The following is a 23525-nucleotide window of genomic DNA, read 5'->3' as shown; positions in this document are numbered from 1 at the left end:
TCAAACTACTCCGAATTCCGTCAGCGCGCTTATTCAGCGTCGGTCTTGGTCTTGGCCGGGGCCTTCTTGGCCGGAGCCTTCTTGGGCGCAGCCTCGGGCGCTGCAGCAGCCTGGGAGGCCTCGTCAGACTTGGGCGCAGCGTCCTTCTTGGCAGCAGCCTTCTTCTCTTCCCCGCCGACCGACAGGATGCGCAGCAGAGTCATCTGCTGGCGGTGGCCGTTCTTGCGGCGGTAATTGTGGCGGCGGCGCTTCTTGAAGACGATCACCTTCTCGGACTTCGCCTGGGCGATGATCTCGGCCGACACCACGACCCCGGCCGCGTCCTTCACTTCGCCGCCGTCGCCGGCCAGCAGGACTTCGCCCAGGGTGATCTTGTCGCCGGCTTCACCCGCCAGCTTCTCGACCGCGATCTTGTCTCCGGCGGCAACCCGATACTGCTTGCCGCCCGTGCGCAACACTGCGAACATGACTTCGTTTTCCATCCATTGGTGTGCCCCGGGCGGACGCCTGATGGCACCTGCGCGGACGACATGCCACACGCCCCGCGACATGCGAGGGTCCGGCAAAAGAGAGCCGCCGTTAATTGAGCGGCTCCGCCATGTCAATCCGCATCCTGCCGGCGACAGAGCCAAAACGGCCCCGATCGCGCGGTCTGGCGCCGCGACGATCAGGTGGCTATGGCATCAATTATGCGTTTTGCACTTCTGCTAGCCGTCAGCCTGTCCCTCGGCGCGTGCGCCAGCAACAACGACGCGCGCTTCCCCTCGCTGGCGATTCGCCCGGGCGAGCGTGTCACCGGCACGGCAGAGCCGGCCCCGCCCGCGATCCCTGTGGCTACCGTGCAGAGCGGAACGAAGCTTGCCGCCCTGCGCAGTTCCGCACTTGCCGCGCACCAGCGCTTCATGGGTCGCCGCTCGAACGCCGCTGCGCTTGCTTCGGCTGCCGCGGGGTCCGCGGTGGCCAGCGAGGCCTGGTCCGTGGCTCAGGTCGCGTTGGCCGATCTTGAATCCGCTCGCAGCCAGGCCATGATCGCGCTCGCCGACCTCGACGCGCTATATGTCGCCGAATCGGTCGCCGCGGTACCGACACGTACTTCGGGAGATCTGGAGGCGACGGCTGCTGTCCGGAGCGAGGTGACGAGCTGGATCGGCGAGGAAGACGCCGTGCTATCCAGCCTGCGTGGCAGGCTCGCCGGATGAGCGCCGGCGGCCTCGGCTGCGCGGAGTGCCCGGTACGCGACCGGGCAGCGTGCTCCGCCCTCGAGCCGCAGGAGCGCGAGGAACTGGCGCGCGCTGGCCGGATTCGCACGCTCAAGCGAGGCGAAACGCTGTTCGCGGCCGGCGATCGCAACGATGCCTGCGCCACACTGATCGAGGGCGCGCTGAAAGTGACTTCCTTCGACAGCCAAGGGGTCGAGCGCATCCTTGCGCTGGTCCATCCTTCCGGCTTCACCGGCGAGCTGTTCGCCCCCTTCACGCATCACGATGTCGTCGCCCTGACCGACAGCCGCCTGTGCGTATTTTCGCGTGCCCAGCTCGAGAGCGCGATCGAGCGGTATCCCGCTCTTGCGCAGGCGCTGCTGCGCCGCTCGCAAGAAGAGATCCACGAGACCCGTGAACTCATCGAACTGATGGGACGTCGCGGCGCGGCGGGGAAGGTCGCGGGTCTTCTGGTCGCGATGTCCCGCGCGGCCAGCACCTCGCCCTGCCACGGGGCACAGTCATTCGATCTCCCCCTGACCCGCGGCGAGATCGCGGGCCTGCTTGGGCTGACCATCGAGACGGTCAGCCGGCAGCTGGGGGCGCTGGAGGCAAAGGGCCTGATCGCGCGCCACGGCGCCCGGGGGATCGACATGCGTCAGCCCCGCCAGCTCGAAGCTCTCGTCGACTAGGCCAGCGCCGCAACCGCCACCACGGCGATGCCCCAGAACAAGACGAGGACCGGCAGGAGGAGAACCTGGACGATGGCGTCCCCTGCGCCAATGGGGCCGGTGCCGGTCTGCATTCCCCGACGGCGAAACTCGCGCCAGGTCTGGGGTGCGCCAGGATTGTCGGGCTGCATTCGCGTCCACAACGCCGGCACCCCGAAGGCCATGACGACGTACAGCGTGAAGATGACCATCGGAATCGCAAGCTGGCGCGTCTGGAAGCCCGCCGCCATGACCCCGAAAAACGCCAGATAGCTGCCGACAGTGATCCCGTAGAGGCGAGTCGGCATCCCGAAATTGCGATCGACCGGAGTATTGCGGGTCGGTGCATCGACGATCCGCGCGACATCAGCCAGTTCGCGGGCGGTAATCTTCTGGGTCATGACAGTCTCCTTGGCGTGGAGACTTCATGCAACGCTGGGTCGCGACCGCGCTTTGACTGCGATCAAACCTGCGCAGACGCGCCGGCGGTGCTCCAGCGCTCCAGGTCCGCATGATCGGCCAAACGCGGCTCGACCCAGCGCCAGCCGCCCTTCGTCCGCTCCCGCTTCCAGAACCAGGCGTCGCTCTTGAGGTGATCCATCACGAAGTCGACGGCAAGGAACGCCTCGCGCCGATGGCGCGCGGCGGCGGCGACAAGGACGATGGGATCGCCGGGCAGCAGTGAACCAACGCGGTGGACAATCAGGAGGCTCTCAAGCTGCCATCGCTTGCCTGCTTCGTTCGCCAATGCCTCCATTCCCGGCAGGGTCAGCGGCGCGAAGTGGCTGAGTTCCAGTTCCAGCACCGCTTCCTCGCCATCTCCGGCGCGGACCTGGCCGAGAAAGCTCGCGATCCCTCCCGCCTGCGGATGACGGCGGGCGAACGATGCAAGCTCGGCCCCCGGCAAGAGCGGCTCGACAGCCAGCGCTACATGGGAATTCACGTCATCCCCCGCTTACGGGGGGAAGGAAGGCGATCTCGTCTCCGTCCGCCAGCGGCGTCAGCCTGTCGCCGAGCGTGCCGTTGATCGCGATCCGCACCATCGGCGTTTCCAGAGCTTGCGCAAGTTCAGGTTCGAGGGCGGCGATTACCTGGGCAAGGCGTGGCGCCCATCCGACTACACGCTCGTCCGCTCCCGCAATGTCGCGCAGGCGTCCAAGGAACAGCAAGCGCAGGCTCATCGAATGGCCGATCAGCCGCCGGTGTGCGACATGTGGCGGGCAAGCGCCGGCGCAGCGCCTGGGCGGTCGATGGCGAAAGAGTGACGTTCCGGCTTGATCCTCATGGCAAGGTCGAGCGCTTTTGCCAGTGCCGGTGCCGGGTCGGCTGAGCGCAACGCTGAGCGCAAGTCCACTTTGCCCTCGCCGCCAAGGCACATGAACAGTTCGCCGGTGGCGCTTACCCGGATACGGTTGCAGCCGTCGCAGAAGTTGTTCGTGAGCGGGGTGATGAAGCCCAGTCGGCCGCCGGTTTCGGCAACGTCGAAATAACGCGCCGGACCGCCGCTGCGATGTGTGCTGGGGGCGAGGGTCCAGCGCGATTCGAGGTCGCGCCGCACCGCGTCGAGCGGCAGGTAGTGATCGAAGCGATCGCCCTCGATCTCGCCCAAGGGCATGACCTCGATCAGCGAAAGCTCGTGTCCTTCGCCATGCGCCCATTCGATCAGCGACGGCAGTTCCGCTTCGTTGAGATCCTTGAGCGCAACGGTGTTGATCTTCACTGCAAGTCCGACAGCCCTCGCCGCGGCAATCCCCGCTAGGACGTTCGGCAGCCCGTCGCGCCGTGCGAGGCGTGCGAACAGGAAGCGATCGCGCGTGTCGAGGCTGACGTTGACCCGGCGGATGCCGGCATCGGCCAGGGCCGGAGCGAATTCGGCCAGGCGCATGCCGTTGGTGGTGAGGGTGAGCTCGTCGAGCCCGCTTCCCAATTCGCGGCCAAGAGCGCGGACGAGGTCGAGCATGTCACGCCGGACCAGCGGCTCGCCGCCGGTGAGCCGTATCTTGGTGATCCCCCGCGCGATGAATCCGACGGCCAGGTCGCGCAATTCCTCAAGCGACAGGACTTCGGAGCGCGGCAAAAACTCCATGCGTTCGGGCATGCAGTAGGTGCAGCGCAAATCGCAGCGGTCGGTCACCGACAGCCGCAGATATGTAATCGGGCGCGCGAACGCGTCGATCAGCCTTGGCGCGGCAGCGGACTGGCCCGGAGAGCTCATTTGCCGAGGTATACGAAATCGCGCGGCCAGGATTCAAGGCTGGCGCCGCCGTCGACAAATATCGTCTGGCCGGTCACCGCACCCGCGCGAGCGAGCCAGGCAACGGCCGAGGCGATCTCGGTCGGCTCCGCGAGCCGGCCGAGCGGCATCATCTCGCCCAGACGCCGCCACTGATCCTCGCCATAATCGGGCGTCGGCAGGACCAGGCCAGGCGCAACGCCGTTGACCCGCACACGCGGAGCGAGGCTTCGGGCCAACGTGCGCACCGATTGATAAAGCGCCTGCTTGGACAAGGTATAGCTCAGCTGGTCCGGCACGGGATTGCGGACCCGCTGGTCGAGAATCATCACGACGCTGCCGGAAACGCCGGCTTCGGCTTCGCTCAGCACCTCGGCGAAGTGACGCGTGAGCAGGATTGGAGCGGCAAGGTTGACGGCAAGCGTCTCGTGGAGCCCGGCCGCGGTCACATCGGCAATGGTATCGTCGCGGAACAACGACGCGCAGTTGACCAGAAGGGTCGGGGGCTTGGCCCACTCCAGCGCAGTGTCACGCACAGCGCGGCCAACATAGCCTGAATCTGCGAGGTCGCCCGATATGCCGCGCACCCTCGCGCCGAGGGCGGACAGCTTGTTTTCCAGAGCCAGGTCGAATGCAGAAGGATGGTGCGCATGAAGCGCGAGGTCCCAGCCGTCGGCCGCGAGGGTAGTGGCAATCGCCGCCCCTATCCGCCGCCAGCCGCCGGTAATCAGCGCCAAGGGACGCGGTGTGGCGCCGCCCTGCTCAGTCACGGCGCTGCCGGGTCAGGGTGATGCCGATGGCCTCGCCATTCTCGCTGATCGCCAGCTTGACGATCTTGACCGTCACTTCATCGACCCGCTCGTCCTGAAGGAACAGGGTTTCGCAGATGTGATCGGCGACCGCCTCGATCAGTTTGAAGTGCACCCCGGGCGGAAGTGCGCCGGTCGCCGCGAACTTCAGGTCCATGTAGTTCTTGCTGGCGTGCAGCGGGGTTTCGGGCGTGTATCGATCGGCCGGCCTCATCCGCGCCTGGATCGTGATCCGCAACGGCTGCGGACGTCCCGTTTCTTCGGAGTAGATGCCGGTCAGGACATCGACTTCGAGATCGGCAACTTCGAGGATCAGGCTGTCGGCCACATCGCGCTTTCAGCTAGTGAGGGCTGGCGCCGCATGGCACCTGCGGCCGCGCTTGTCCATGCGCTGGCGAACGGCGATCCAGCGGCACTCAGTCGTTGCTCCAGCGTGCAAAGATCGCGGTGGGCAGCAAACGGGCAGCGTCCCCCTCCTCTGCCATCGCCAGGTCGCCGAATTCGATCACACCCGGCAAATCGGCGAGCGCCTCGGCCAGAAGGCCGGCGAGTGCCAGCGCGCTCATCCTTACCGCATAGACGGTAAGGAACAGGAACCGGGAGTCGGCATCAAGCAGTCGTGCGCAATCCGCGACGAGGCCGGGAAGATGCTCTTCCAGCCGCCAGACTTCGCCTTCCGGCCCGCGCCCGAACTTGGGCGGATCGAGGATGATTCCGTCATAACGGCGGCCACGACGCACTTCGCGCGCAGCAAACTTAGCGGCGTCGTCGACGATCCAGCGTATCGGCCGATCGGCCATGCCCGATAGTGCGGCATTTTCGCGCGCCTGGGCGACCGACTTCTTCGATGCGTCGACGTGGGTGACCTGTCCGTGGGCGCTCAGGCCCAAGGTGCCAACGCCGGTGTACCCGAAGAGGTTCAGCGTCGCGGCATCAACTCGGCCTGCAAGCCTGGCGTCCATCCAGTCCCACACGGGTGCCATATCCGGAAAGAAGGCGAGATGGCGAAACGGGGTACACTGGGCGGTAAATTGCACAGGCCCGCGCGACAGCGGCCAACCTTCGCCCGGCACTTTACCCGTAAAATGCCAGCGCCCGCCGCCGTCCTCGTCCGAGCCGGGCACGAATTCGCCGTCTGCCGCCCAATCCGCAGTGCGCGGCGACCAGAGCGCTTGCGCTTCGGGGCGGATGAAGCGGTAGTTGCCGTAGCGTTCGAGCTTGCGACCATGACCGCTGTCGAGAAGTGCGTAGTCGGTCCACGAGGCGCCGGCCATGACCAGCGGGGCCGGCGCCAGCTCTGCCACGATCAAGCCTGCCGGGTTGCGTGCGCGGCGACGAAATCGGCCACGGCGGCATAGTCGCCGGGCAGGTCGCTGCAACGCTCTGCGCGCTCGAACAGGTCGCCGACGCGCGCCGGCAGCGAAGGGCGTAGGCCTGTAGCGCGTTCGACCGCGTCGCCGAACTTGGCTGGGTGGGCCGTGGCGAGTGTGACAATCGGGACCGACGCTCCCAGACCCTCGGCCTTGCGCGCGGCGTGGAGGCCTATCGCCGTGTGCGGATCGATGACCTGTCCTGTCGCCTCGAACGCCCACCGCATCGCGCCGGCCATGTCGTCGGCATCAGCGCGGGCGCTGGCAAACAGGGCCGCCGCGCCTTCTCGCTGCGCATTGGTGAGGCGCATCGCGCCAGTTGCCTCGAAACCCGCCATCTGTTCGGCCAGCGCCGCGCCGTTCCGTCCGCCAAGGTCGAACAGGAGTCGCTCGAAATTGGACGAGACCTGGATGTCCATCGATGGCGCGGCCGTTGGCGTGACGGTGCTTGCCGAATAGTCGCCGCTCGACAGCGCACGGTGAAGAATGTCGTTGACGTTCGTGGCCACGAACAGCCGTTCGACCGGCAGCCCCATCCGCGCCGCCACGTAGCCCGCAAAGACATCGCCGAAATTGCCCGTTGGCACGCTGAAGGCGACCCGGCGAGACGGCGCGCCGAGTTGAAGCGCCGAGGCAAAGTAGTAGACGACCTGGGCCATCAGGCGGGCCCAGTTGATCGAGTTGACGGCCGACAGGTGGAACCGTCCGGCCATCGCGGGATCATTGAACATGCGCTTCACGAATGCCTGGGCATCGTCGAAGCTGCCCTCGATCGCCACATTGTGGACGTTGTCAGCCAGGACGGTGGTCATCTGGCGGCGCTGGACGTCGCTGATGCGTCCGCGCGGATGCAGCATGAAGATGTCGATCCCGGCCCTTCCCGCGACCGCGTCGATCGCCGCCGAACCGGTGTCGCCCGAAGTTGCGCCAACGATCGTCAGGTGATCGTCGACGCCGCGCAGAAATTCCTCGAACAGAAGGCCGAGGAACTGCAGGGCCACGTCCTTGAACGCCAGCGTCGGACCGTGGAAAAGCTCCAGCAGCCACTGCCTCTCATCAAGCTGGACGAGGGGGGTCACCGCGGCGTGCGCGAAACGCCCGTACGCCGCTGCGGTCAGTTCGCGCAACCGCTCTGGCGCGATCGCGTCGCCGATGAAAGGCTGCATGATCCGCGCTGCCAACTCGGCATAAGGCAAGCCTGCCATTGCGGCGATCTCGTCGGCCGAGAAGCGGGGCCACTCGCGCGGCAGATACAGGCCGCCGTCGCTGGCCAGCCCGGCAAGCGTTGCGCCGCGAAAGTCGAGTGCCGGTGCGGCCCCCCGGGTGCTGACGTATTCCATGGTGATGCGGCGGTTAGACGGGCGCCGCGCGGGCCGCAAGCAATCGGTGCTAGGTTCAGGCGTGGATTTGCTTGCCGGCGCTTTGTACCTCGTTCTTCAGCCGGAGTAGTCCGGACGCCGCAGCGGCGGCGTGCGGTCCGATCCACCGTTCGTGGATGGCCTGGATCGGCATCGCATCAAGGTAATTGAACCGCTCGCGCCCCTTGCGCACGGGAACGACCAGGCCGGCCTGCTCCAGCACCTTGAGATGGAGCATGACGGTGCAGCGATCGAGCCGCTCAAATACGGCGCAAAGCTGCTTCGTGGTGAGCGGCCGCAGCTTGAGCTCGTCGCAGATTGCCCGCCGCGCGGGATTGGACAGCGCCCTGAAAATAGCGTCGAATTCCACTTCGTTTGACATGTTATATTTTTATAACATAATAATGTCCGACTCAAGCGCAAAGGATCGGCCATGGATCTGAAGTTCAGGGTGTTCGCTCACATTGCCAAGCCGTTGCACGAGGTGTTCGAAGCCGTGGCCGACCCGGCCCAGCTCTCGCACTATTTCACCACCGGGGGCGCTGTCGGGCGGCTAGAGCAAGGCGCGACGGTCATGTGGGACTTCCACGACTTCCCCGGCGCGTTCCCGGTCCACGTGACCGAAGTGGTCCCTGACGAGCGGATCGTGCTCGAGTGGAAAGCCAATGACCCCGATGCGAGAGAGGCACCCTACAATACCACCGTGACGATGACGTTCAAACCGGTCGGACCAGACCGAACGCTGGTCGAGATCGCCGAAGAGGGCTGGCACGAAACCCGGGGCGGACTGGCGGCGAGCTATGGCAACTGCATGGGCTGGAGCCAGATGCTCGCCGCACTCAAGGTCTGGGCCGAACACGGCATCAACCTGCGCGACGGGATGTACAAGTGAGGGCCCGCGTCAGCGCCCGGCGCCGGCGCGCAATCTCTTCCTAAGTGCCAGGATATAGATCACCGCCGCGGTAGCCGCGAAAAGGAACCACTGAACGGCGTATGCCAGGTGGTTATTCGGCAGGTCGCGCGGGTCTGGCAGCGCATTAGCGGCAAGTCCGGCCAAGGGCGGATCGGCGATCAGGCGCACTCCATCGCGGGCGGCAGGCCCTATGCGGCCCACGATTTCGCCAGCGGTAAATGCGTGCAGAGCCGGATCGCTGGACCAGCCCAACACGATGTCAGCATTTCCGCCACCGCCGATCGCGCAACGGGCCGTTTGCGCCCACCCGCTGTCACCCTTCACATTGCGGCCCGCCACGGCACCGCTCGTAATCACTCGTTCGCAGGAAACGCTGCTGCGCCGATAAAGCGCGTCGGCGCGATCGGCCGGATCGCGGGGCCAGGCCACGGCTGGCAAGTCCTGAGCATGGGCATAGCGCGCTATAAGCGCTTCTTTCCACGCGAGACGCTGCAATTGCCAGAACCCGAGCGCGATCATCGTGCCGATCGCCGCGATCACCAGAATGGTCGGCAAAAGAGGTATCCGCGGGTGCGCCACGACCTTGTTCATGGGCCGCTTCGGCGGTGTTCTCCTGCCCGGCGGCGATATTCGGCTACCAGCAGTTTTTCCTTGGCCGCCCGCAGTCCCACAAGCACCGCCAGCACCGTCAGCGGCACCCACAGCACGATGTGCACCCAGAAGGGCGGATCGAACGCGAGCTGGAGCCAGATCGCCAGCGCCGAAACCAGCGTTCCGATGAACAGGGTAAGAAAGGCCGCCGGGCCGTCGCCCACATTGAACGCGGAAAACTCCAGGCCACAGGCCCGGCAACGTGGCGCAAAGCGGATCACCCCGTCGAACAGCGTCTGCGCATGGCAGCGCGGACACTTGCCGTAAGGAAGCGTCGAGCCGAAACGCAACGGTGCCGAAGCCGGCTTGTCATCCGGCCCCGGCCCCGCGGGTGTCTTGTTATCCGGCAAGGTAATCGCTTGCGCCCGACCCTAGTGGGTCGGGGCGCCCCAACCGCCCCAGACGTAGATCGCCAGGAACAGGAACAGCCAGACCACGTCGACGAAATGCCAGTACCATGCGGCCGCCTCGAAGCCGAAGTGCTGGCGGGGCGTGAAATCGCCGTTGTAGGCGCGCTTGAGGCACACGATCAGGAAGATCGTACCGATCAGCACGTGAAACCCGTGGAAGCCGGTCGCCATGTAGAACGCCGACCCATAGGTGTTTTCGCCGAACGGAAACGGCGCGTGCGCGTATTCGTAGGCCTGGATGCTCGAGAACAGGATGCCCAGCAGGATCGTCGCCCACAGGCCCTTCTTGAGCCCGTCACGGTCGCCGTGGATGAGCGCATGGTGCGCCCAAGTAACGGTCGTGCCCGAGCACAGCAGGATCAGGGTGTTGAGCAGCGGCAGGTCGAAGGGATCCATGACCGCTTCGATGCCCTTTGGCGGCCATTGTCCGCCCACCACTTCGGCGAGCGTCGACGGGAACAGCGAGAAATCGAAGAAGGCCCAGAACCAGCCCACGAAGAACATGACTTCGGACGCGATGAACAGGATCATGCCGTAACGCAGGTGAAGCTGGACGACAGGCGTGTGATCGCCGGCCTTGGCTTCCTTGATGACGTTCGACCACCACGAATAGAACGTAAGCAGGACAAGCGCGAAGCCCAGCAGCAGGACGTACTTGCCGAACGGCATGCTGTGCATCGACAGCACGCCGCCGCTGGTCAGCGTCAGCGCGGAAAACGCCCCGATGAACGGCCAGGGATCGGCCGGAAGGATGTGGTAGTCGTGGTTCTTCGTGCCGGCCATCGATAGGTCCCCGTACGTGCGTCGCGTTGGCTGTCTCGGCCCTTATCGCCCCGCTTCCATACGGTCCAGAGGCTTTGCTCGGGCAATCGTCAGCCGGCGGGTGAAGCCTTCACTTCATTGAAGGTATAGCTCAGCGTGATCTGCTCGACATCGCGCGCGTCGGGATCATCGAGGATCTTGGGATCCACGTAATAGATCACCGGCATCCGCACCTCCTGCCCCGGCTTGAGGGTCTGCAAGGTGAAACAGAAGCACTGGATCTTCGTGAAGTATTTTGCCGCCTGTTCGGGCTGAACGTTGAAGGTTGCCCGGCCGGTTACCGGCTTGTCCGACAGATTCTTGGCCAGAAAGATCGCCATGTCGCGCGCGCCCACGTCGACCGTATCGGTCACGTGTTCGGGACGAAAGTTCCACGGCATGCCCGCGGCGACGTTGCCGTCGAAGCGAATGGACATCGTCCGGCCCGCGCTTGCGACAACCTTTTCGGCGTCCGCCTCGGTAGCGCGCGCCGGAGTGCCGGCAAATCCGGTTGCCTGGCAAAAGAGGCGGTAGAGCGGGACAGCGGCATAGCCGACGCCCAGCATCGCGAGCGCGAAAAACGCCGCGTAGAGCCCTACCCGGCGGTTACGGCGGGAAACGGCATCGGCGCCGTTGACGGAAGGAGCGCTTGCCATTGTGTCAGCCCTGCCCGCTGGCTTTGAGGCCCAGTTTGGCCATCGTAATGGCGAAGAACAGGATCGCGAGCCCGCCGAGGACCAGCCCCATCACGCGATTGCGGCCCCGCTGACGCGCACGGTAGGCTGCCATCTCGGCCTCGGAAATGACCGGGGGTTCGTGGATATCGTTCATTGCAACCATCCTTGGAGGGAAGCCTGGTGATCGACCACCAGCGCGGCAAACAACGTGAAGAGGTAGACGACGGAGAATGCGAACAGACGCTTTTCGGGCTTCATTCGGTCCGCTGCGCCAGTGCGGCGCAGGCCGACTTTCACCGACAATGCCAGGAACGCTAGCGACAGCACCAGCGCGCTAATGCCGTAGATCGCGCCGGTGCCGCCGATCAACCAGGGGGCCAGCGCGACCGGGACGAGAAGAGCGGCGTAAATGAGGATTTGTCGCCGCGTCGATTGCTCGCCTGCGACGACCGGCATCATCGGGATTCCCACCTTTGCGTAATCGGACTTCACGAACATGGCGAGCGCCCAGAAGTGCGGGGGGGTCCACATGAAGATGATCGCAAACAGAAGGAGCGGCATCGCAGTGATGTGCCCCGTGACGGCAACCCAGCCGATGAGCGGCGGGAAGGCGCCGGCTCCGCCGCCGATAACGATGTTCTGCGGCGTCCGCGGCTTCAGCCAGATCGTATAGACGACCGCATAGTAGACGATCGACACCGCCAGCAGGAGGCCGGCGAGCCAACCGACGGCCAGGCCCATGACGAGCACCGAGGCCACTGACAATCCGACGCCGAAATCACGGGCGGACGTCCGGTCCATCCGTCCTGCGGGCAAGGGACGCGCAGCGGTACGCTTCATCCCGGCGTCGAGATCGGCTTCCCACCACTGGTTGAGCGCGGCCGCACCGCCCGCGCCCACTGCGATGCACAGGATGGCGGTAAAGCCCAGCACGGGATGGATTGTTCCGGGCGCTGCCAGCAGACCGCACAGGCCGGTGAAGATCACCAGGCTCATCACCCGCGGCTTGGTCAACGAATAAAAGTCGCGCCAATCGGTGGGCAGTTGGAGGGAAGCGGTTGCGGACATCGGAAGTCCCGGCCCTATAGGCCGCCTCTGTCCCGGTTGGAAGCGCTTAGCCCCGGGGCAGCCGATTTAACCACTCGATGAGGATGGCATTCACTTCGGCGGGCCGTTCCTGCTGCGTCCAGTGGCCGACGCCCTCCAGCACATGGCCTTCAACGCGCGGAGCGAACCTTCGCATCATCTCCACCGGATCGGCGACCGCCCCGAACAGAGTCGTTGCCGGATCGCGGGTCCCGCCGATGAACAGCGAAGGCTGCTCGATGACGTACCCTGCGTACTTCTGCTGCCATTCGAAATCGCGCTCGTGGTTGCGATAGCGATTGAGCGGACCGCGAAAGCCGGAAGCGGCGAATTCAGACTCGTAGAAGTCGAGATCGGTTTCGGTCAGCCACGGCACCGGCCGGGGGTCAGGCAGGCCTTCGAGGAACGTCGCACCCAGCGGCTTGTCCCAATAAGCGCCCGGCGGAACGTCGCCCGAGATCGAGTACATCATCCGCGCCACGAAATCGCGCGGGTTGGCCTCGGCCTCGGCCTCGGCAACACCCGGTTCCTGGAAGTATTCCTGGTAGAAGAACCGCCCTTGCGAGGTGAAATGCTGGCGGAAGACCTCGGTGAACGGGCGTTCGGGAACGCCTGAGTACGGAACCGACAAGCCCGCGACTGCGTGAAACCGCTCGGGGCGCGTGAGCGCGGTGTTCCATACGATCGGCGCGCCCCAGTCGTGACCGACAAGTATCGCCGGTTCTCCGGGCGCCATCGCGTCGGCCACTCCGGCGAGGTCCCGCGCGAGGTGCTCGAGCGTATAGGCCTCCACCGGGTGAGGCTTGTCCGATCCGCCATAGCCGCGCACGTCGATCGCGCAGGCGGTAAAGCCGGCCGCAGCGACCGGGCCGAGCTGATGCCGCCACGAATACCAGCTCTCCGGAAACCCGTGCACGAAGATCACGAGCGGCCCCGAACCCTCGACCGCGGCCCGCAAGTTCACTTCGCCAGCGTCGATCATGCGCGTTTCGGCCATCTTCTATCTCCTGAAACGAAAACGCCCCGGCGGTTGAGGCCGGGGCGCGATCGATCTTGCGGTGCGGCGAACGCTCAATGGTGAGCGTGGTCGTCGATCACCGGCAGCGTTTCGAACTGATGGAACGGCGGCGGGCTGGACAGCGTCCACTCCAGAGTGGTGGCGCCTTCGCCCCAGTAGTTGCCTTCCGCCTTGCGGCCGGCCGCAAGCGCCCAGCCGATGTTGACGAAGAACACCAGCATGCCGACCGCCATCGTCGTGTAGCCGACTTCGGAAGCGAGCTTGTTCCAGTATTCGTACGCCGGGGTGTAGTCCGGATAGCGGCGCGGCATCCCCTGCAGTCCGAGGAAGTGCATGGGGAAGAAGATGATGTTCACGCCGACGAAGAAAATCCAGAAGTGGATGTGGGCCAGCAGTTCCGAGTGCCAGCGCCCGCTCATCTTAGGGAACCAGTAGTAGAAACCGGCGAACAGCGAGAAGACCGCACCGAGGCTGAGCACGTAGTGGAAGTGCGCAACCACGTAGTAGGTGTCCTGCAGGTTGTCGTCGATTCCGCCGTTCGCGAGCACGACGCCGGTAACGCCGCCGACGGTGAACAGGAAGATGAAGCCGAGCGCCCAGACCATCGGGCTCTTGAACGAGAGGCTGCCGCCCCACATCGTCGCGATCCAGCTGAAGATCTTGATGCCCGTGGGCACCGCGATCACCATCGTCGCCGCGGTGAAATACATCTTCGTGTTCACGTCGAGGCCGGTCGTATACATGTGGTGCGCCCACACGATGAACCCGACCACGCCGATCGCAACCATCGCGTAGGCCATGCCGAGATAGCCGAACACCGGCTTCTTCGAGAACGTCGCCACGATCTGGCTGATCATGCCGAAGCCCGGCAGGATCATGATGTAGACCTCCGGGTGACCGAAGAACCAGAACAGGTGCTGGTAAAGCACCGGATCACCGCCGCCCGAGGCATCGAAGAATGTGGTGCCGAAATTGCGGTCGGTAATAAGCATGGTGATCGCGGCTGCCAGCACCGGCAGGGCCAAGAGCAGCAGGAAGGCCGTGACCAACACCGACCAAACGAACAGCGGCATTTTGTGCAGGGTCATGCCCGGTGCGCGCATGTTGAAGATGGTGGTGATGAAGTTGATCGCGCCCATGATCGAGGCCGCACCCGCCAGGTGGAGCGAGAAGATCGCGAAATCTACCGCTGGCCCCTGGCTTCCGCTGGTGGAGAGCGGTGCGTAGACCGTCCAGCCCGTCCCCGCGCCAAGACCTCCGGTAACGTCACCCGGGACGAAGGCCGAAAACATGAGGCTGCAGAAACCCGCAACCGTAAGCCAGAACGAGATGTTGTTCATGCGCGGGAACGCCATGTCGGGCGCACCGATCATCAAGGGCACGAACCAGTTGCCGAAGCCCCCGATCATGGCCGGCATGACCATGAAAAAGACCATGATGAGGCCATGCGCGGTGATCAGCACATTCCACATGTGCAGCGCTGAGTTGAATTCGGCGGGCTTGCCCTCCATCCAGCTCGTCCACATCGTCAGGTACTGGATGCCGGGCTGCGCGAGTTCGGCCCGCATCAGGCCCGAAACGGCGCCGCCGATGATTCCCGCGCAGACCGCGAAGATCAGGTAAAGCGTGCCGATGTCCTTGTGGTTCGTCGACATGAACCAGCGCGCGAAGAAGCCCGGCATGTGATCGTGCCCATGATCATGGGCCGCGTGATCGTGGGCCTGGAAGCCTTCTGTGGGGGCGGGAATAGTTGCCATGGGTCTTCTCGAGCCTCGTCAGGTCAGGCGGCGGGCGCGGGTGCGCCGGAAGCGGTGGGAGCAGGCGAAGCGCCCGCGGCGGCGGGGCTGGCCCCGGAAGTGGGAGAAGCGGCGGGGCTTGCGGCCGCTGCGGGTGCGGCAGCAGGCGCGGGCACCGCAGCGGCAGCCTCCGCCGGCTTGGCCGATTTCAGCGATCCGCCCTTGGCGAGCACCCATGCGTCGAACTGCGGACGGGGCAGCGCCTCGATCGCGATCGGCATGTAGCCGTGGCGAGCACCGCACAGTTCCGAACACTGACCGTAATAGACGCCAGGCTCCTTGATGAAGAGCACCTTCTCGTTGATCCGGCCCGGCACCGCATCGAGCTTGAACCACAGCGAGGGGACAGCGAACGAGTGAATCACGTCGGCGCCGGTCGTCTGAAGCCGGATCGGCTCGCCCACCGGGAGCACCATGCGGTTGTCGACGCCCAGCTGCGCAGGCTCGCCGCGCTTGATCGCTTCCTCGTCGGGCAGCATGTTCGAGACGATCTCGAGCCCGCCGTTGTCGGGATAGGAGTAGGACCAGAACCACTGGTTGCCGGTAGCCTTCACCGTCAGAGCATTGGCGGGCGCCGGCTTGTATTGCTTGGCCAGCAGCTTGATCGAGGGCACCGCCACGCCGACGAGGATGAGCACGGGAAGAAGCGTCCAGACGACCTCGATCATCGCGTTGTGCGTCGTCTTCGACGGGGTCTGGTTACGGCCACGGCGGAAGCGGACCATCACCACGAGGAGAAGGATCAGCACGAACAGGCTAATCACGGTGATCAGCGGCACGAGTATCGCGTCGTGCATCCAGAGCGCATATTCGCCGATCGGCGAGTACTGGTCCTGGAACGTCCAACCGCCATCGACGGGCTGGCCCTTGCCGGCCGTCGGCGCCATCGGGGTGTACCCACCGCCAGCGGCGGGAACGGCAGCGGCGGGAACGGCAGCGGTCGCGGCCCCTGCCGAAGCTCCGGCCGCGGTATCGGTAGCACGAGTGACTACGTCCGGCGCGCGAGCAGCGCCGGGAGCCGAAATGGCAGGCGCGGAAGCCGCTGCCGCAGGAGCCGCGGGGGCCGCAGCCGGTGCCTGCGCCATTGCCGGAGCAGCGACGAGGACCGCCGCCAACGCCAGTTTCCTGAAACCTCCGGTCAAGGTCCGGGTGAACGACCGGGTATTCTCGGCTCGGCTCATCGTATCGCTTTCGCTTCCCTTTTTGCAGAGTGCCGCCTAAGGGCGAACCCGCATTTTTGCCCCTGGGGGATCGACGGTTGCGGCGTCCTATACGCGCGGCTTCCGCCAGTCTCAAGCGCCCCGGGGGATATTTTTCGGACGCGCCCGACACACTCTGGGCCATCGCATTTCACGCCTCGCCACTTGGCGATTCCATGCCGGGACGGACCCGCCAGGAGCATGATGACCGACGACGAAATCCTCGCCGAGTTCAGGGCCAGCGACGCGCTGCTCGAAGGGCACTTCCTGCTTTCGTCGGGGCGGCATAGCGGACACTATCTGCAATGCGCACGTGTTCTAATGAATCCAGCGCGGGCCGCGCGACTGGCAAAAGCGCTGGCCGACCGTATCCCGTCCGACCTTCGCGCCAGCATCGCAACGGTCGTCTCCCCGGCGATGGGAGGGGTGATCATCGGCCACGAGATGGGGCGCGCGCTCGGGATCGACGCGATGTTCGTCGAACGACCTTCCGGCACGTTCGAGCTTCGTCGCGGTTTCGCCCTGCAGCCGGGTGAGAAGGTCCTGCTGGTTGAAGATGTCGTCACGACAGGGCTTTCCAGCCGTGAGGCTATCGCCGCGGTCGAGGCCGCGGGCGGAAAGGTTGTTGCCGCCGCCTCGCTTGTCGACCGGTCGGGCGGGACCGCGGACTTCCCGGTGCCGTTCTTTCCGCTGATCGCGCTCGATTTCCCGACCTATGCGCCCGATGAGGTGCCGGCTGCCCTTGCCGCGACGCCTGCAACGAAGCCGGGAAGCCGCGCCAAGCCATGAGCGCGTCACCGCCTCGCCTGCGTCTTGGCGTAAACATCGATCATGTGGCCACGATCCGCAACGCGCGGGGCGGCGATCACCCGGACCCGGTGCGCGCAGCCCAGATCGTGGCCGCGGTGGGAGGCGACGGGATCACCGCGCACTTACGCGAGGACCGCCGCCATATTCGTGACGACGACATTGCGCGCATCCAGGCCGCCACCGACCTGCCGCTGAACCTAGAAATGGCCGCGACTGACGAGATGCTAGCCATCGCCCTGCGCCACAAGCCGCATGCCGCGTGCATCGTGCCCGAGCGGCGCGAGGAGCGCACGACCGAAGGCGGCCTGGACGCGGCGGGCCAGCACAACCGGCTTGCGCCGATCGTCGCGCGGCTCGCGGATGCCGGCATTAGGGTGAGTTTGTTCATCGCCCCCGAAGCGCGCCAACTCGAGGCTGCGATGCGCCTGAAGGCCCCGGTGGTCGAGTTTCACACCGGCGAATACGCGCACGCAACCGGCGAGCAGCAGGCAATCGAACTCCGGCGGATTGCCGAGATGTCTGCGCTTGCGACCAAGAACGGGATCGAGCCGCATGCCGGGCACGGCCTGACCTTCGAAAACGTCCAGCCGGTCGCCGCCATTCCCCAGCTCGCAGAACTCAACATCGGCCACTATCTTATCGGCGAGGCGATCTTCACCGGACTGGAGAGTGCCGTGCGGCATATGCGCACGCTGATGGACGACGCACGTTGAGGACTTCGCGATGATCATCGCCATCGGCTCGGACCTCTGCAACATCGATCGGATCGCCAATTCGCTGGCCCGCTTCGGCGAGCGCTTCGAGCGGCGTGTGTTTACAGAGGTCGAACGCGCCAAGGCCGCGAGGCGGCCGTTCACCCGCGCCGGCACTTATGCCAAGCGCTTCGCCGCCAAGGAGGCTTTTTCGAAGGCGGTCGGGACCGGTTTCAAGGCCGGCGTGTTCATGAAGGACATCGGCGTGGTGAATGCCCATTCGGGCGCGCCGACGCTGGCGCTGACGGGAGGCGCCCTGGCCCGGCTCGTCGCGATCACTCCTGAAGGCTACGAAGCCACCGTGCACCTGACGATGACCGACGACCATCCCTTTGCCCAGGCCTTCGTGGTCATCGAGGCGCGTCCGCTGGCGCAGCGCTGATGAGCGACGCCGGCCCTCGCCCGCCCGAGGCATTGAAAACTTCGACACCCGATTCGCGCGGTCGTGGCGCCCACAAGGTGGACTGGTGGGCCGAGGCACGCGGCCTGCTGCTGATGCTGCTCGCGGTCATCGGCTTTCACAGCTTTATCGCGAAACCGTTCTACATCCCCTCCATCTCGATGATGCCGAACCTTTTGGTCGGCGACCGTCTGGTGGTCAGCAAGTATCCGTATGGCTGGTCGTGGGTCTCTGCCTCTTTCCATGTCCTGCCCCGCAGCCGCGAAAGGCTGCTCGGCAAGACTCCCGCTTATGGCGACATCGTGATCGTCGTTCCCCCCGATCGCGACGAGGATTACATCAAGCGCGTCATCGCGCTTCCGGGCGACAGGATCGCGGTGGTGAACGGTCAGATCATCCTCAACGGCAGGCCGATTCCCCAAGCGGTCGAGCCTCCGCTCGAACTCGCCGTCGACCCCAATGAGCCGTGTTCGCCTGAGGAATTTCCAAATTTGCGTTATCGCAGCGCGTCGGGCCGCGAGTTTTGCGAGCTTCCCATCTTGCGCGAAACGCTGCCCAACGGCGTCAGCTACGACATCATCGATCACCTTCAGAACCAGCCGCTCGACAATTACGCCGAAATCAAGGTTCCAGCGGGCCACGTCTTCCTCATGGGCGACAACCGCGACCATTCCGCGGACAGCCGGGCCAATTCGGGACCTTTCGAAAAGGGTCTTGGCGGACCGGTGCCGCTTTCGAGCGTCGGTGGCCGAGCCGAGTTCATAACCTTTTCGCTGGATGGCAGCGCGACGCTCGATCCGCGCACCTGGTGGGCCTCGTTGCGCAAGGACCGCGCATGGCGCAACTTGCGCGCCGCGCTCGATCCGGCGAAGACGTCGCGATGAAGCAAACCATCACGCCGCACGCCGAACCTCACGACCCGGCGACACAAAAGGCGGCGATGGCAGGCGAGCCCGTCCAGCAAAGCCCGTCCGAGATACAGGATCCCCGTCTCCGCCATGAGGTGCGCAAAGCAGCGATCTGGATCGGGATGACGCTGCTAGCGGCGCTGATCGTTTTCTTCGCTCAGCCGCTTCTCGTGATCCTGGGCGGCGTCGTCTTCGCCACCATGGTCGACGGCGGTGCGCGCCTGCTGGGTCGAGTCCTGCCGCTGGGCCGCGGCACGAGAGTGGGGATCGTACTCGTCCTCACCCTGATATTCCTCATCTGGGCGATTGCCTACACCGGCTCGCAGATCGCCACGCAGGCGGCCGAAATGCCGGCGGTGATCCAGCTGCAGGCCAACCGTGCGGTAGCGTGGGCGAGCGCGCATGGGATTGATGTCGGAACCGCCGACATCAAATCGCTGGCCCAACAGATGGTCACGGGCGTGGGTCCGGTAACGCGCGCGCTCGGTGGGCTGATCGGCGGGCTGACCACGCTTCTCATGATCGTCGTGCTCGGCGTGTACCTCGCGCTCGAACCCCGGCTATACGAGCGTGGCGTCGCGTGGATGCTCCCGGTCGAAGGGCGCGAGCGCTTTCATGAAACCGCCAGCCGCATGGGCTTTGCGCTACGCCGGCTACTCGCCGGCCGATTGACCGGAATGGCGGTCGAAGGGGTCGCGACCGGCGTGGCACTGAGCATCTACGGCGTGCCGATGGCTGCGCTCTTGGGCCTGCTGACGGGGTTGCTAGCCTTCCTGCCCAATATCGGCGCGCCGATCTCGGGCGTGCTGATGATCCTGGTCGGATTTTCGGGCGGCACCGACATGGGCCTGTTCTGCATCGGGGTGTACATCGCGGTGCAATCGATCGACGGCTACCTGATCGTGCCGATGGTCGCCAAAAAGACCGTCGATCTTGCTCCTGCGCTGGTTCTTGGCGCACAGCTCGTCTTCGGCGTGATGTTCGGCATTCTCGGACTCGCGCTGGCGGACCCGATCGTCGCGATGGTCAAGATCGCGCTCGAGCGGCGGGCCGAACTCAACACCGAACGCGTCCGTGCCGAAAGCTGAACGATGGTCCGCAAATTCCTTTATTTCGTGGCGTTCATGGTCGTGGTCTTCGTCGCAGGCGCGGTGGGGCTGCGCTACTGGTCGAAGGAGCTTAGCAGTTTCGCCTTCGTCCCCCGGGTCAAGTTCGAGGCGCAGGATGCGCTGGCGGGCAACGCTTATGAGGACGCCAAGCTGTGGTTTGCGCGGCCCGGCATGGGTATCGACGACGCTGCTCACTGGGCTCCGGCCGGTGCCGCTCCCCCGGCCCCACTTCCCGCCGCGGTCTTCTTCATTCACCCGACCAGCTATCTGGCCCGCGATCACTGGAACGCCCCGCTCGACGATGAAGAATCGCAGAACCGCGCGCGCCTATTCCTTCGCGGCATGGCGAGCCCCTTTGCAGGCTCCGCCGAAGTCTGGGCGCCGCGCTACCGGCAGGCGGCATTCGGCTCGTTCCTGACCGACAGTGCCGATGCGCAGGCCGCAACCGATCTTGCCTACAAGGACGTTGCCCAGGCATTCGACTACTTCGTCGCCAGCGTCCCCAAGGACCGGCCAATCGTGCTTGCCGGGCACAGCCAGGGTGCCCTTCACCTGATTCGGCTCCTGAAGGAAAAGGTTGCCGGCACTCCGCTCGCCGGGCGCATCGCCGCCGCATACGCGATCGGCTGGCCGATCTCGGTATCGCACGACCTGCCCAAGCTGGGCCTCCCGGCCTGCGCCACATCCGGCCAGCCCGGTTGCATCGTAAGCTGGTCCAGCTACGCCGAGCCGGCCGACCCCTCGACGGTCAAGGACAGTTACGCGGCATCGACCGGCTTCGACGGGCAGAAGCGCGGTGACAGCGAGATCCTTTGCACCAATCCCCTTACGGGGGGTGTCGGCGGGAATGCACCGGCCAGCGCCAACCTCGGCACCCTGATCCCGAATGCGCAACTCAGTGAAGGCGAGGTGAAGCCCGGGCTCGTACCCGCACGTTGCGAAGGGGGCATGCTGCTGATCGGACCGCCGCCCTCGCTCGGTCCCTACGTGCTGCCCGGCAACAATTACCACGTCTACGATATCCCGCTGTTCTGGAGCAATCTGCGCGCGGATGTCGCCGCCCGGGTCGCCGCGTGGAAGCCCGTCCCCTGACTTCCGCCCCGCCGGTTACCACGCGGGTCGACGAGTTCCGCGCCGCGCTGCCCGAAGGCGGAGTGCTGATCGGCATCGATACCGGCACCAAGACGATCGGCACCGCAGTGTGCGATGCCGGATGGCGCTTCGCGTCGCCCGGCAAGCCGATCGAGCGCGGCAAATTCGCCCGCGACCGCGCGGCGATCGAGGGGTTGGCCAAGGAACGCAGCGCAGTCGGCATCGTCGTCGGGTTGCCGCTCAACATGGACGGCAGCGAAAGTCCGCGCAGCCAGTCGGCCCGCGCGTATGCGCGCAATCTCGCTGTGCTCGCCATGCCCGTGCTGCTCTGGGACGAACGCTGGTCCACCGTGGCGGCAGAGCGCGCGCTGATCGACCAGGACATGAGCCGCGCCAAGCGCAAGGAACGGATCGATTCAGCCGCCGCCGCGACGATCCTCCAGGCCGCGCTCGACGCGCTGACCGGCGGCGCGGAGCGCTAGCCAGCGCGCAAGGCAGCGCCCAAATAGATATTGTAATCGTCATGGCCGCTCGGCAGGAGCGCGAACGATGAGCCAGGCGCATCCTCCATCGGGCGAAAAGGAGTTCATCCTTCCCCCCGGCACGGTCTTCGATCCCAAGCGATTCAGCCGGGCCATGAACCGGCGCGGCCATGGGGGCTTTCTCGGCATCGACTATCACGACCACGGCGACAACTGGCTCGAGCTCCAGCTCCCGTGGCGCGAGGACCTCGTCGGCAATCCCGACACCGGCGTCCTTGCTTCGGGCCCGATAGTCAGTCTGCTCGACAACGTGACCTCGATGTCGGTCTGGACACTGCGCAAGGCATTCCAGCCGCAAGTCACCCTGGACCTCAGGATCGACTACATGCGCGCGGCGACGCCAGGAAAGACGGTCGTCGCTCGCGGCGAATGCTACCAGATGCGGCGCAACGTCGCTTTCGTGCGCGGCCTTGCCCACGATGGCGACCCGGCAGACCCGGTGGCCCATGCGGTCGGCACCTTCATGCTGGTCGAGGGGCCGGCATGACTTTTTCGCGCACCATCGATGCCGCCCATGCCCAGAGCATGCTCCCCCCATACGGACTTGCGCTCGGGCTTACGGTCGAGGCGATGGAAAACGACATTCCGCTCCTCGCGCTCGACTTTTCCGAGCGGCTCCACGGGCGTCCCGGCTACCTCCACGGCGGCGCGATCAGCGGCCTGCTGGAAATGGCTGCGATCGTCGCCTTGCGCTGCGAGCTGGAGCGCCGCGGTGCCCCTTCGCGAATCAAGCCCATCAACATGAATGTAGAGTTTCTGCGCGGTGGAACCCAGCAGCGCACCTTTGCCCTGGGCCGGGTCACGCGCGCCGGTCGCCGCGTAGCCAACGTGAGCGCAGAGGCATGGCAGGACGACCGAGGCAAGCCGATCGCGACCGCCTGGCTCAACATTCTGCTGGGCTCTCTGGACCGTAGATAACGACGACGAGGGCACCTGACGGGGCGCTGATGCGCTCGGCCGTGGCTACAAGAAGTTCGCGGCGTGCATCTGCCCTGGCCCGGTCGAGAATCTCCGTAGTAACTCGGCCGTCATGGCGCACCACGTCAGCAGAGCCGAGCAGCCGCGCCTCACGCAGAGTCAGGTCGTCGGGATCCCCGGAGCGCAGCCGGATGATCTCCGCACGTCCGGGCCGCTCGTCGTGCGGAGACGCGAGCCAGGTCTGCACGCGGTCACTCGCTCCGTCCGAGAACGGGTCTAGCGGTCCGTTTTCGCTCAAGGCCTGATCGAGGGCGCGCCGCCTCTCGCCGGCATCGGGCCAGCGCGCGCGCAAGGCACCCCGCGCTGACCCGAGCGCCGCAGCGAGCGCGCCAGCAGTCGGCGGAAGCAAACGTTCGATCCGTAAGCGCACGGCTTTTGCCAAACCCGCCGAAGCGCCCCCCGTCGCGATCGCAACCAGCAGCGGCTCACGCTCAACCAAGGCCGGGACGGTGAAGTCGCAAAGGGCAGGTTGGTCGACGACATTCACCAGAACTGCCCGGGATCGCAATTCCCGGGCCAGCGCCTCGCATCGCTCCGCATCCTCCAGGGCGACGAAAGCCAGGCGGGCATTCCTGTCGTCGATGCCGACGACGTGCGCGCCAGCGCGTTCGACCATCCGCCTTTTGGCCTGCGCCGCGTCGCCCTCGCCCACCACAATTACCGGCTGCCCGGCAACACGATGGAAAAGCGGCAGGCTGTGCACC

The 23525-nt window shown here is 65.5% G+C and carries 32 protein-coding genes; 12 read left to right on the top strand and 20 right to left on the bottom strand.

Annotated features, from left to right (window positions below; genetic code table 11):
- Nucleotides 1-29: 29 nt before the first annotated feature.
- Nucleotides 30-467 carry a 50S ribosomal protein L21 gene (gene rplU, locus ACFO0A_RS05025; protein WP_379538169.1) on the bottom strand — a complete coding sequence of 146 codons (438 nt, stop codon included), beginning with the start codon at nucleotides 465-467 and terminating at the stop codon, nucleotides 30-32.
- 222 nt (nucleotides 468-689) lie between these two features.
- On the opposite strand from rplU, the gene ACFO0A_RS05020 reads away from it, so the two are divergent.
- Together ACFO0A_RS05020 and ACFO0A_RS05015 are read left to right on the top strand one after the other, a co-directional pair.
- Nucleotides 690-1199, top strand: a complete 510-nt coding sequence (locus ACFO0A_RS05020) for a hypothetical protein (RefSeq protein WP_379537868.1) — start codon at nucleotides 690-692, stop codon at nucleotides 1197-1199.
- On the top strand, nucleotides 1196-1891 hold the full coding sequence (locus ACFO0A_RS05015) for a Crp/Fnr family transcriptional regulator (protein WP_379537867.1): 696 nt from the start codon (nucleotides 1196-1198) through the stop codon (nucleotides 1889-1891). The genes ACFO0A_RS05020 and ACFO0A_RS05015 overlap by 4 nt, the downstream gene beginning before the upstream one ends.
- On the opposite strand, the gene ACFO0A_RS05010 is transcribed toward ACFO0A_RS05015, so the two are convergent.
- The 9 genes from ACFO0A_RS05010 to ACFO0A_RS04970 form a co-directional block, all read right to left on the bottom strand.
- Nucleotides 1888-2310, bottom strand: coding sequence for a hypothetical protein (locus tag ACFO0A_RS05010; protein ID WP_379537866.1), 423 nt, complete (start codon nucleotides 2308-2310; stop codon nucleotides 1888-1890). The two genes, ACFO0A_RS05015 and ACFO0A_RS05010, sit on opposite strands and share 4 nt — an antisense overlap.
- Before the next feature lie 62 nt (nucleotides 2311-2372).
- Nucleotides 2373-2852 carry a molybdenum cofactor biosynthesis protein MoaE gene (locus ACFO0A_RS05005; protein ID WP_379537865.1) on the bottom strand — a complete coding sequence of 160 codons (480 nt, stop codon included), beginning with the start codon at nucleotides 2850-2852 and terminating at the stop codon, nucleotides 2373-2375.
- Between the two features lies 1 nt (nucleotide 2853).
- Nucleotides 2854-3090 (bottom strand): MoaD/ThiS family protein, encoded by a 237-nt coding sequence (locus tag ACFO0A_RS05000; protein WP_379537864.1) that lies wholly within the window; start codon nucleotides 3088-3090, stop codon nucleotides 2854-2856.
- Between the two features lie 11 nt (nucleotides 3091-3101).
- Nucleotides 3102-4124, bottom strand: a complete 1023-nt coding sequence (gene moaA, locus ACFO0A_RS04995) for a GTP 3',8-cyclase MoaA (RefSeq protein WP_379537863.1) — start codon at nucleotides 4122-4124, stop codon at nucleotides 3102-3104.
- On the bottom strand, nucleotides 4121-4912 hold the full coding sequence (locus ACFO0A_RS04990; protein WP_379537862.1) for an SDR family oxidoreductase: 792 nt from the start codon (nucleotides 4910-4912) through the stop codon (nucleotides 4121-4123). Before ACFO0A_RS04990 ends, moaA begins: the two co-directional genes overlap by 4 nt.
- Nucleotides 4905-5279 carry a dihydroneopterin aldolase gene (locus ACFO0A_RS04985; RefSeq protein WP_379537861.1) on the bottom strand — a complete coding sequence of 125 codons (375 nt, stop codon included), beginning with the start codon at nucleotides 5277-5279 and terminating at the stop codon, nucleotides 4905-4907. Before ACFO0A_RS04985 ends, ACFO0A_RS04990 begins: the two co-directional genes overlap by 8 nt.
- A gap of 88 nt (nucleotides 5280-5367) precedes the next feature.
- Nucleotides 5368-6225, bottom strand: coding sequence for a class I SAM-dependent methyltransferase (locus ACFO0A_RS04980; RefSeq protein ID WP_379538168.1), 858 nt, complete (start codon nucleotides 6223-6225; stop codon nucleotides 5368-5370).
- 32 nt (nucleotides 6226-6257) lie between these two features.
- The gene (gene thrC, locus ACFO0A_RS04975; RefSeq protein WP_379537860.1) at nucleotides 6258-7661 is read right to left on the bottom strand and encodes a threonine synthase; all 1404 of its coding nucleotides are present in this window, start codon (nucleotides 7659-7661) and stop codon (nucleotides 6258-6260) included.
- A 55-nt stretch (nucleotides 7662-7716) separates the two neighbouring features.
- The gene (locus ACFO0A_RS04970) at nucleotides 7717-8061 is read right to left on the bottom strand and encodes an ArsR/SmtB family transcription factor (RefSeq protein WP_379537859.1); all 345 of its coding nucleotides are present in this window, start codon (nucleotides 8059-8061) and stop codon (nucleotides 7717-7719) included.
- A 51-nt stretch (nucleotides 8062-8112) separates the two neighbouring features.
- Between ACFO0A_RS04970 and ACFO0A_RS04965 the strand changes: the two genes are divergently transcribed.
- A complete protein-coding gene (locus ACFO0A_RS04965) occupies nucleotides 8113-8571 on the top strand; it encodes an SRPBCC family protein (RefSeq protein ID WP_379537858.1) in 459 nt (152 codons plus the stop codon).
- A gap of 9 nt (nucleotides 8572-8580) precedes the next feature.
- On the opposite strand, the gene ACFO0A_RS04960 is transcribed toward ACFO0A_RS04965, so the two are convergent.
- The 9 genes from ACFO0A_RS04960 to coxB all read right to left on the bottom strand — a co-directional run bounded on the left by ACFO0A_RS04960 (nucleotide 8581) and on the right by coxB (nucleotide 16212).
- Nucleotides 8581-9183, bottom strand: coding sequence for an SURF1 family protein (locus ACFO0A_RS04960; protein ID WP_379537857.1), 603 nt, complete (start codon nucleotides 9181-9183; stop codon nucleotides 8581-8583).
- Nucleotides 9180-9533: a DUF983 domain-containing protein gene (locus ACFO0A_RS04955; RefSeq protein ID WP_379537856.1), complete on the bottom strand. Its 354-nt coding sequence runs from the start codon at nucleotides 9531-9533 to the stop codon at nucleotides 9180-9182. Before ACFO0A_RS04955 ends, ACFO0A_RS04960 begins: the two co-directional genes overlap by 4 nt.
- An 81-nt stretch (nucleotides 9534-9614) precedes the next feature.
- Complete coding sequence (locus tag ACFO0A_RS04950; protein WP_379537855.1) at nucleotides 9615-10436, bottom strand: cytochrome c oxidase subunit 3; 822 nt, start codon at nucleotides 10434-10436, stop codon at nucleotides 9615-9617.
- Nucleotides 10437-10525: 89 nt separating this feature from the next.
- A complete protein-coding gene (locus ACFO0A_RS04945; protein ID WP_379537854.1) occupies nucleotides 10526-11110 on the bottom strand; it encodes a cytochrome c oxidase assembly protein in 585 nt (194 codons plus the stop codon).
- A 4-nt stretch (nucleotides 11111-11114) separates the two neighbouring features.
- Nucleotides 11115-11285, bottom strand: coding sequence for a hypothetical protein (locus ACFO0A_RS04940; RefSeq protein WP_379537853.1), 171 nt, complete (start codon nucleotides 11283-11285; stop codon nucleotides 11115-11117).
- Nucleotides 11282-12199, bottom strand: a complete 918-nt coding sequence (locus ACFO0A_RS04935) for a heme o synthase (RefSeq protein WP_379537852.1) — start codon at nucleotides 12197-12199, stop codon at nucleotides 11282-11284. Before ACFO0A_RS04935 ends, ACFO0A_RS04940 begins: the two co-directional genes overlap by 4 nt.
- 46 nt (nucleotides 12200-12245) lie before the next feature.
- Entirely contained in the window at nucleotides 12246-13214 is a 969-nt protein-coding gene (locus tag ACFO0A_RS04930; RefSeq protein WP_379537851.1) for an alpha/beta fold hydrolase, read from the bottom strand.
- A 74-nt stretch (nucleotides 13215-13288) separates the two neighbouring features.
- Entirely contained in the window at nucleotides 13289-14992 is a 1704-nt protein-coding gene (gene ctaD, locus ACFO0A_RS04925; RefSeq protein WP_379537850.1) for a cytochrome c oxidase subunit I, read from the bottom strand.
- A gap of 23 nt (nucleotides 14993-15015) precedes the next feature.
- A complete protein-coding gene (coxB, locus tag ACFO0A_RS04920; protein WP_379537849.1) occupies nucleotides 15016-16212 on the bottom strand; it encodes a cytochrome c oxidase subunit II in 1197 nt (398 codons plus the stop codon).
- 222 nt (nucleotides 16213-16434) lie between these two features.
- Here coxB and pyrE point away from each other — a divergent pair, with 222 nt between their 5' ends.
- From pyrE to ACFO0A_RS04875, 9 genes are all read left to right on the top strand, one after another.
- Nucleotides 16435-17019 (top strand): orotate phosphoribosyltransferase, encoded by a 585-nt coding sequence (gene pyrE, locus ACFO0A_RS04915; protein WP_379537848.1) that lies wholly within the window; start codon nucleotides 16435-16437, stop codon nucleotides 17017-17019.
- Nucleotides 17016-17753, top strand: coding sequence for a pyridoxine 5'-phosphate synthase (locus tag ACFO0A_RS04910; RefSeq protein ID WP_379537847.1), 738 nt, complete (start codon nucleotides 17016-17018; stop codon nucleotides 17751-17753). The genes pyrE and ACFO0A_RS04910 overlap by 4 nt, the downstream gene beginning before the upstream one ends.
- Before the next feature lie 10 nt (nucleotides 17754-17763).
- Nucleotides 17764-18174, top strand: coding sequence for a holo-ACP synthase (acpS, locus tag ACFO0A_RS04905; protein ID WP_379537846.1), 411 nt, complete (start codon nucleotides 17764-17766; stop codon nucleotides 18172-18174).
- Nucleotides 18174-19076, top strand: a complete 903-nt coding sequence (gene lepB / locus ACFO0A_RS04900; RefSeq protein WP_379537845.1) for a signal peptidase I — start codon at nucleotides 18174-18176, stop codon at nucleotides 19074-19076. Before acpS ends, lepB begins: the two co-directional genes overlap by 1 nt.
- Entirely contained in the window at nucleotides 19073-20188 is a 1116-nt protein-coding gene (locus tag ACFO0A_RS04895; RefSeq protein WP_379537844.1) for an AI-2E family transporter, read from the top strand. Before lepB ends, ACFO0A_RS04895 begins: the two co-directional genes overlap by 4 nt.
- 3 nt (nucleotides 20189-20191) lie before the next feature.
- Nucleotides 20192-21301, top strand: a complete 1110-nt coding sequence (locus ACFO0A_RS04890; protein ID WP_379537843.1) for a DUF3089 domain-containing protein — start codon at nucleotides 20192-20194, stop codon at nucleotides 21299-21301.
- Entirely contained in the window at nucleotides 21283-21783 is a 501-nt protein-coding gene (gene ruvX / locus ACFO0A_RS04885) for a Holliday junction resolvase RuvX (RefSeq protein WP_379537842.1), read from the top strand. The genes ACFO0A_RS04890 and ruvX overlap by 19 nt, the downstream gene beginning before the upstream one ends.
- 67 nt (nucleotides 21784-21850) lie before the next feature.
- Nucleotides 21851-22330 carry a PaaI family thioesterase gene (locus tag ACFO0A_RS04880; protein WP_379537841.1) on the top strand — a complete coding sequence of 160 codons (480 nt, stop codon included), beginning with the start codon at nucleotides 21851-21853 and terminating at the stop codon, nucleotides 22328-22330.
- On the top strand, nucleotides 22327-22761 hold the full coding sequence (locus ACFO0A_RS04875) for a PaaI family thioesterase (protein ID WP_379537840.1): 435 nt from the start codon (nucleotides 22327-22329) through the stop codon (nucleotides 22759-22761). The genes ACFO0A_RS04880 and ACFO0A_RS04875 overlap by 4 nt, the downstream gene beginning before the upstream one ends.
- Here the strand turns inward: ACFO0A_RS04875 and ACFO0A_RS04870 are convergent.
- Nucleotides 22727-23524: a siroheme synthase gene (locus ACFO0A_RS04870; RefSeq protein WP_379537839.1), complete on the bottom strand. Its 798-nt coding sequence runs from the start codon at nucleotides 23522-23524 to the stop codon at nucleotides 22727-22729. The genes ACFO0A_RS04875 and ACFO0A_RS04870 overlap by 35 nt on opposite strands.
- Nucleotide 23525 lies beyond the last annotated feature (1 nt).

This window comes from Novosphingobium tardum, assembly GCF_042652045.1.
GTDB lineage: Bacteria > Pseudomonadota > Alphaproteobacteria > Sphingomonadales > Sphingomonadaceae > Novosphingobium > Novosphingobium tardum.
This window is presented reverse-complemented; position numbering and strand designations above follow the sequence as displayed.

Coding starts and splice junctions, on each gene's coding strand:
- ACFO0A_RS04945 (WP_379537854.1), bottom strand. CDS start 11,110: ATGGCAAGCGCTCCTTCCGTCAACGGCGCCGATGCCGTTTCCCGCCGT.
- ACFO0A_RS05015 (WP_379537867.1), top strand. CDS start 1,196: ATGAGCGCCGGCGGCCTCGGCTGCGCGGAGTGCCCGGTACGCGACCGG.
- ACFO0A_RS05000 (WP_379537864.1), bottom strand. CDS start 3,090: ATGAGCCTGCGCTTGCTGTTCCTTGGACGCCTGCGCGACATTGCGGGA.
- ACFO0A_RS04910 (WP_379537847.1), top strand. CDS start 17,016: ATGAGCGCGTCACCGCCTCGCCTGCGTCTTGGCGTAAACATCGATCAT.
- ACFO0A_RS04890 (WP_379537843.1), top strand. CDS start 20,192: ATGGTCCGCAAATTCCTTTATTTCGTGGCGTTCATGGTCGTGGTCTTC.
- ACFO0A_RS05020 (WP_379537868.1), top strand. CDS start 690: ATGCGTTTTGCACTTCTGCTAGCCGTCAGCCTGTCCCTCGGCGCGTGC.
- ACFO0A_RS04895 (WP_379537844.1), top strand. CDS start 19,073: ATGAAGCAAACCATCACGCCGCACGCCGAACCTCACGACCCGGCGACA.
- ACFO0A_RS04875 (WP_379537840.1), top strand. CDS start 22,327: ATGACTTTTTCGCGCACCATCGATGCCGCCCATGCCCAGAGCATGCTC.
- acpS (WP_379537846.1), top strand. CDS start 17,764: ATGATCATCGCCATCGGCTCGGACCTCTGCAACATCGATCGGATCGCC.
- ACFO0A_RS04930 (WP_379537851.1), bottom strand. CDS start 13,214: ATGGCCGAAACGCGCATGATCGACGCTGGCGAAGTGAACTTGCGGGCC.
- ACFO0A_RS04935 (WP_379537852.1), bottom strand. CDS start 12,199: ATGTCCGCAACCGCTTCCCTCCAACTGCCCACCGATTGGCGCGACTTT.
- ACFO0A_RS04965 (WP_379537858.1), top strand. CDS start 8,113: ATGGATCTGAAGTTCAGGGTGTTCGCTCACATTGCCAAGCCGTTGCAC.
- ACFO0A_RS04880 (WP_379537841.1), top strand. CDS start 21,851: ATGAGCCAGGCGCATCCTCCATCGGGCGAAAAGGAGTTCATCCTTCCC.
- ACFO0A_RS04950 (WP_379537855.1), bottom strand. CDS start 10,436: ATGGCCGGCACGAAGAACCACGACTACCACATCCTTCCGGCCGATCCC.
- ACFO0A_RS05010 (WP_379537866.1), bottom strand. CDS start 2,310: ATGACCCAGAAGATTACCGCCCGCGAACTGGCTGATGTCGCGCGGATC.
- rplU (WP_379538169.1), bottom strand. CDS start 467: ATGTTCGCAGTGTTGCGCACGGGCGGCAAGCAGTATCGGGTTGCCGCC.
- pyrE (WP_379537848.1), top strand. CDS start 16,435: ATGACCGACGACGAAATCCTCGCCGAGTTCAGGGCCAGCGACGCGCTG.
- lepB (WP_379537845.1), top strand. CDS start 18,174: ATGAGCGACGCCGGCCCTCGCCCGCCCGAGGCATTGAAAACTTCGACA.
- moaA (WP_379537863.1), bottom strand. CDS start 4,124: ATGAGCTCTCCGGGCCAGTCCGCTGCCGCGCCAAGGCTGATCGACGCG.
- ACFO0A_RS04980 (WP_379538168.1), bottom strand. CDS start 6,225: ATGGCCGGCGCCTCGTGGACCGACTACGCACTTCTCGACAGCGGTCAT.
- coxB (WP_379537849.1), bottom strand. CDS start 16,212: ATGAGCCGAGCCGAGAATACCCGGTCGTTCACCCGGACCTTGACCGGA.
- ACFO0A_RS04940 (WP_379537853.1), bottom strand. CDS start 11,285: ATGAACGATATCCACGAACCCCCGGTCATTTCCGAGGCCGAGATGGCA.
- ctaD (WP_379537850.1), bottom strand. CDS start 14,992: ATGGCAACTATTCCCGCCCCCACAGAAGGCTTCCAGGCCCACGATCAC.
- thrC (WP_379537860.1), bottom strand. CDS start 7,661: ATGGAATACGTCAGCACCCGGGGGGCCGCACCGGCACTCGACTTTCGC.
- ACFO0A_RS04960 (WP_379537857.1), bottom strand. CDS start 9,183: ATGAACAAGGTCGTGGCGCACCCGCGGATACCTCTTTTGCCGACCATT.
- ACFO0A_RS04970 (WP_379537859.1), bottom strand. CDS start 8,061: ATGTCAAACGAAGTGGAATTCGACGCTATTTTCAGGGCGCTGTCCAAT.